Origin of the sequence: Halobacillus sp. BBL2006 (genome assembly GCF_000786645.1) — a bacterium.
GTDB lineage: Bacteria > Bacillota > Bacilli > Bacillales > Halobacillaceae > Halobacillus.
Window position 1 is genome coordinate 1 of record NZ_JRNX01000283.1, and the last position, 6342, is coordinate 6342.

General features: G+C 42.2%; 8 protein-coding genes and 1 pseudogene. All 9 read right to left on the minus strand.

The window, feature by feature from the left end:
- Window positions 1-865 (minus strand): annotated as a pseudogene (locus tag LD39_RS09335) (helicase DnaB); the annotation flags it as partial.
- An 89-nt stretch (window positions 866-954) separates the two neighbouring features.
- Window positions 955-1419, minus strand: coding sequence for a transcriptional regulator NrdR (nrdR, locus tag LD39_RS09340; RefSeq protein ID WP_035545509.1), 465 nt, complete (start codon window positions 1417-1419; stop codon window positions 955-957).
- Between the two features lie 38 nt (window positions 1420-1457).
- Window positions 1458-1832: a hypothetical protein gene (locus LD39_RS09345; RefSeq protein WP_035545511.1), complete on the minus strand. Its 375-nt coding sequence runs from the start codon at window positions 1830-1832 to the stop codon at window positions 1458-1460.
- A 396-nt stretch (window positions 1833-2228) separates the two neighbouring features.
- A complete protein-coding gene (speD, locus tag LD39_RS09350) occupies window positions 2229-2606 on the minus strand; it encodes an adenosylmethionine decarboxylase (protein WP_035545513.1) in 378 nt (125 codons plus the stop codon).
- Window positions 2607-2859: 253 nt separating this feature from the next.
- Window positions 2860-3894, minus strand: coding sequence for a glyceraldehyde-3-phosphate dehydrogenase (locus LD39_RS09355; RefSeq protein ID WP_035545514.1), 1035 nt, complete (start codon window positions 3892-3894; stop codon window positions 2860-2862).
- 142 nt (window positions 3895-4036) lie between these two features.
- On the minus strand, window positions 4037-4639 hold the full coding sequence (gene coaE / locus LD39_RS09360; protein WP_035545516.1) for a dephospho-CoA kinase: 603 nt from the start codon (window positions 4637-4639) through the stop codon (window positions 4037-4039).
- A 12-nt stretch (window positions 4640-4651) separates the two neighbouring features.
- Window positions 4652-5248, minus strand: a complete 597-nt coding sequence (locus tag LD39_RS09365) for a manganese efflux pump (RefSeq protein WP_035545517.1) — start codon at window positions 5246-5248, stop codon at window positions 4652-4654.
- A 59-nt stretch (window positions 5249-5307) separates the two neighbouring features.
- Window positions 5308-6132 (minus strand): DNA-formamidopyrimidine glycosylase, encoded by an 825-nt coding sequence (mutM, locus tag LD39_RS09370; RefSeq protein ID WP_035545518.1) that lies wholly within the window; start codon window positions 6130-6132, stop codon window positions 5308-5310.
- A gap of 17 nt (window positions 6133-6149) precedes the next feature.
- A partial coding sequence (locus tag LD39_RS09375; RefSeq protein WP_156112603.1) for a DNA polymerase occupies window positions 6150-6342 on the minus strand: 193 nt, incomplete at its 5' end.

Consider the following 6342-nt stretch of genomic DNA (forward strand, 5'->3'; position numbering starts at 1 on the left):
TTTCTTTTATTTTTTCTCGCTGATCCACCTGGTTCGCATGATCTTTTGAGGGCTTTTCCTTCATAAAATCATGGCACGCTGATTTCAATTCTTCATGAATTAAATGATGGTTTTCATCAATTGCCCACGTGATGGCTTTCTCTAATTCCAATGTTGTCAGGTTATAGAGGGAGGCAAGCTGAGCAATTAGCCGCTTGTTCGGTCCGGTCAATATCTTCTCGCTCGGGTACATCCTGTTTCTCAACGACTGGTGAAGCCAATCAAAATCTACGCGACTGAAGTTAAGTACAGGTCCTCGTTCTTTCCTGTCATTTAAATCGTCCCTTTTTGTTTGTACATCAGCAGGAATAGCTTCTGTAAACTTAGAATGGAAGACCTCATCAAACGTAACGGTCACTTCTTCATACTCGTCCAATGTTACGTATTCAGTCATCAAACGCTGTTTGATTTGATGATATTTGTCAGCTCCTAGTTCATGATAAAGAAGTAGAGAGAGCATATCATCCATAAAAAACTCATCGGGTGAAAAAGGCGGATAAACTTTATATAGATAGACCGATTGTTCATTTTCTTTCTTCACTTTGAAAGTTCTTAGTAACCCAATCGCTTCTAGCATTCTCCTTGCATCATAAACTTTATCCAACGGTGCGGAAAGATAGGTCATTAACGTATGGTGAGACTGTACATCATTCACTTTTACAAGCTCTGATTCTGACACAAAAACCTGGTATAAAGAGATAGCTAATCGACCAATGATGGGCTGGTAAAGATGAGTAAGCGAATGATGGGCATTCATCGTCAGATCTCCACATTTTAAAATCCGGAACCCATCTACGGGCAAGAGTTTACCTACAGAATGATTCACTTCTTACACCTCCTCTACTATAAATCTTGAAGTCTTAGCTGTATTATCTTTGTGCACTGCTGTGAAAAAGAAAATGAGCCACGTCAGGCTCATTCATCATCCTCGTGTTTAATTAATTCTTTCAGTTCATCTATGAAAACATTGATATCTTTGAATTGTCTATAGACAGAAGCAAAACGAACATAAGCTACTTCATCTATGGATGAAAGACGCTCCATGATCATCTCGCCGATATCTTTACTAGGAACTTCGGATACACCTCTGTTTCTCAGTTCCTTTTCTATATCAAGCGTTACGCTCTCTAATTCTTCAACAGCCACAGGCCGTTTCTCACAAGCGCGGATAAGACCACGCATTAATTTCTCACGGCTGAATTCTTCACGTGTTCCTTCCTTCTTGACTACGATTAAAGGAACCTCTTCTATTCTCTCAAACGTAGTGAAACGGAAATCACACTGTTCACATTCCCTGCGCCTCCGTATGGATTGACCTTCTTCAATAGGTCGCGAATCCAATACTTTTGTGCTTTTATAGTGGCAATTCGGACATTTCAACTTCGATCAACTCCACATCGTCTCATTTCATTCATCACCTATGATGGATCGATAGTCGTAAACTGACTATCCAATTTTTCATAAAATTGTACAATGAGATTTCGGCTGAATCCAAAATCCACTGGTCCGCCTGAATCAGTCGTAACCGAAAAGTCCACCGCTGTCCGGAACGGTCTAACCATAATTACCGTTGCAACAATAAACGCACGACGCTTCCCTTTATACTTAATCGTAATTTCCCCGCGTTCTTTAGAAACAGCTACGACCTCTGATGGACTGGAAAACATGCTCTCCACCGCATTAAATAATTCATCATGCTTCGCCTTGTAATAATGCGTAACAAGCTGCGAATCTTTGTGCTCTTCACTAGTTTCGGAATGATTGCTGAAATATTTAGAAATAAAAGCCTTCACTTACCTAACCCCTTCAGTCCATTCGACATATACTCTCTACATTTTAACACGATTCAACAAAATAAGAAATGGTATTAGAAAGGTGGAAGTGAGCGGGTAGCTCCGTACGCATAAGACAAGCGATGAGGTAGGGAGATCTTTCTCTACAACAGCGATTGTCTTATGTAGATAGGAGCTGCGAACTGGAACTAAATCCTGAAAAAATGAAATGTGGAGTCCCCCTGGGAGACACAATCAAAGAAGTTCGGCTACCCCCGGCACGTCCTGTGCCAACGGCGAACTGACCTACATCCTGCAGGCCCAAGACAAGCGATGAAGCAGTTAGCCTGCCACGTTCTTTTGAAATGCCAAAAAAGCCACACAGGGCTACTGTGTGGCTTTAATTTCAGTTCATCATTATAAAGCACGAGACTGTTGGACTTCAACAGGTCCCATCCCTCTTGGTACTTCTACCGTCTCATTACGCCCCGCTTCCAAAGCGTCTACAATAAATTCTGCAGCCACATTCGGATCGATGCGATCTCCGCATGTATAAACATCGATACTCGCATACCCATGCTCAGGGAAACTGTGAATCGTTAAGTGTGATTCAGAAATGATGACGACTCCGCTTACACCATGGGGTGCGAATTTGTGAAAGGCTACCTCTCTTACTTCCGCCCCTGCTTTAAGTGCAGCATCGACAAATACTTGTTCTATATACGACATATCGTTCAATTTTCCTTCATTACAATCCCATAGTTCAGCTATTACATGTCTTCCCATTGTATCCATTGCTAGGATCCCCCTTTGTACATTAACTTCTTAGTCTTCTAAATAACAGTCATGAGCTACCACGGGGGAAAGTTAGTCCTGAGAGGTCCTAACCCTTTGAGTAGACATGATACCTTATGCAATTCAGAAGTTCAAAAAGAAGTATATACGGTTTACCCCCATTTTGCAAGATATATTTTTCCTTAGAGACTGAATCAATATAAATCTTGCACGTTGGTTCCTATTATAGAATACAATTGGGTGACATTTCCACCTATGAGACTCTAGCTGTCGATTCCTGCTTCATTATGTTACCAACATACTTTGCCAAATCAACGACACGGCAGGAATATCCCCACTCATTATCGTACCAGGCCAGCACTTTGACCTTTCGATCTTCAATGACCTGAGTCGAAAGGCTATCTATGATAGCTGATGAAGGAGAAGTCGTGTAATCAATGGATACAAGCGGTTCATCATTGAACTCTAATATTCCTTTCATCTCCCGCCGGGCGACTCTGGCAAAAGCCTCATTGATTTCTTCGGCCGTGACGTCTTTTTTAAGATCAACGACGAGATCGACTAAAGAAACATTCGGCGTAGGAACTCTTAATGCCATCCCATTCAACTTTCCTTTCAAACTAGGGATGACTTCTCCAAGTGCTCTTGCTGCTCCCGTGGATGTCGGAATAATCGATTGCGTACAGCCGCGAGCTCTTCGTAAATCTTTATGTGGATTATCCAAATTCTTTTGATCATTCGTAAACGCATGGACCGTTGTCATTAAACCATTTTCAATTCCAAACTCGTCTTCAAGAACCTTTACGACTGGTGCTAAGCAGTTCGTCGTACAAGAAGCGTTGGAGATGACATGGTGATCACTTGGATCATACGTTTCTTCATTAACTCCCATTACAATTGTAGCATCCACCTGTTTTCCAGGAGCGGTAATAATCACTTTCTTCGCCCCTGCTTCCATGTGTAAGGATGCTTCCTCTTTCGTTCTGAATTTCCCTGTAGCCTCAATGACAATATCAATCTCTAATTCATTCCATGGTAATTCCAGCGGGTTTCTTGTAGAGCATAATTTAACTTTCTTGCCATTAACAAGCAACCCATCTGATGATGCTTTAATTTCTCCCTCAAAACGACCATGAACGCTGTCATACTTCAACATATGTGCAATAGTTTCTGCTGGATAGCTCGCATTAACGGCTACAAGATCTATCGATTCGTCTACAGCCGCTTTTCTAAAAACCATTCTTCCTATTCTCCCCAAGCCATTAATGGCGATCTTTGTTTTCCCCATGATCCAGCCCCCTATATGTGATATACTTATGAATCGTTTTTTCACGAATAGTATAACATATTGTAAGCGCTTTTTCAGTTTTGTACATAACTTTTTATAAAAAATTAAAAAACACGTCAAAAGCCTAAAAAGCCCTGACGTGTTAGTATACGATGTTCCATTTATGAAGTATGTCTTTTAATTGACTAAAACTTTCTTCAACCGTGCCGTTATTGTCTATGACTGCGTCTGCCATTTCCGCCTTTTTCTTAACAGAAATTTGTGCTTCAATACGCTGCTGCGCATCCTCACGGGAGGACTGATCACGTTGCATCAAACGATCTAACTGAGTTTCTTCACAGACATAAGCGACCAGGATTTGGTCTACATAATGGGTGAGTTCACTTTCAAAAAGTAAAGGAATGTCTAAAACAACCGCGGGATAATGTTCAGAAATATAGTGATCCCGCTGGTTCAGCATTTCCTTTCTTACTTGAGGATGCACAATAGAGTTCAGTTGTTTCCTTTTACCTTCATCCGAAAAAACGACTTTACCGAGTTGTTTTCGGTCGAGGGTTTTGTCATCTTGCAAAATGCCCTCCCCAAAGGCTGCCACGATTTGTTCATAAGCAGGTTTCCCTGGTTCAACAACTTCCCGGGAGATTTGATCTGCATCAATAACTGGAATGTTCAATTTCGTAAACATGTTAGATACTGTACTTTTTCCACTGGCAATACTGCCTGTCAAACCGATGACTACTGTCATTCTACACATCCTTTACGCAAGCTTTATAATACCGATGATAATAAGCAATACTCCTGGCAAAATAGAAATACTTTCTGCTTTCTCACTAAACTTAGCTCCGCCCTTGATCCCGATAAAGAGCATGAGGAAAGTCGCAAGAAAGATCAATGCTGAAGTAATGAACGGGGATACTCCAATGAATGCTCCACTCACTCCAGCACCAATTGTGTCTAAAGATAGGGCTGTTCCAAGCAGCCAGACCTCTTTCCCCCGAATCCCTCCAGAGCGGTCGACATCCGCCGTTTGAGGGTCATTCAGTACACGGGCCGGCTTCAGCCAGGGATCTCCCTTCGAGGACTCTGGCTTTCTAAAATACTGCCATAAGAAGTAAATGCCTATACCAATCAAGGCTATGGCCCCTAGTCGATCCGCGTATTCTGGAGATATAAAAGGAAGCAACAAATGCCCCATATAAGAAGAAAGCAAGAACCCAAGCCCCGATAAGAAAGCAATAAATACAACTCCGCTCAAGGCAAGTCGGATACGCTTCATACCAAGCACGCATCCAATGCCAAAACTATCAATACTTACTGCGGTGACAAACAAGAATGTAAATGTAATGATCCCCATACCATCCACCTCTGCTTAATAGCTGTGGATTAGTATATGGGCTCAAGCTTATTTGGTGATTATTTCTGGCACGCAGGGCAAATGTGAGTCCCTCTTCCACTCACTTTCAGCTTAACGATTGGAGAACCGCAGCCGGAGCAAGGAGAGTCCTGCTTCCCATACACACGCAAGCGCTGTTGAAACATTCCGATTTCACCTTGACTATTCAAGTAAGAGCGAATCGTCGTTCCACCTTGTTCAACGGCTTCAAGGATGACTTCGATGCTGGATTCCCTCACACGCTCAGCTTCTTTTTCTGTAAGGTCTTTAGCTATACGTTCAGGATGGACACGTGCCCGGTACAATGCTTCATCTACATAGATATTGCCTAGACCTGCAACAATCGTCTGGTCGAGGAGGACAGCCTTCATATTCCGGGACGTTTTTTGAAGCTTCTCGTAAAAATAGTCCAGCGTGAATGCTTCATCAAAAGGGTCGGGACCAAGTTGTTTCAAAGGCTTGTTTTGCCATTCTTCCCCCTTCTGAAAAACATGCATGGTACCAAATTTACGTACGTCGTTGTACCTGAGTTCTGTTCCATCTGTAAAATGGAAGATGACATGGGTATGCTTCGGCTTTTCCACAGAAGAGTCATACACCCCGAACTTGCCCTCCATTCTCAAGTGGGAAACCATAGCCAGGTCATCCAAATAAAAGATCATGAATTTCCCTCTGCGATCAATATCATGAATGGACTGGCCTTTTAACAACCTCGCAAATTCTTCTGGGTCCCCTGGCTGCTTAATGATATTTCCCCAATAAACAGATACGTGTTCTATCGTTTTATCCAATACTAAGTTTATTAATGTCTTTCTGACCGTTTCTACTTCTGGCAGTTCCGGCATGGTGTCATTCCCCTCACTTACTTAGCATCATACCAAGTTGGACCATACGAATAATCCACCTCTAACGGAACACTTAATTCGACGGTTTGTTCCATGACTGATGCTACAACATCTTTTAATTTTTCGATTTCTTCCTCTGGCGCTTCTAGTATAAGTTCATCGTGTACTTGAAGCAACATGCGTGCTTGCAAATTTTCTTCCTGCAATCGG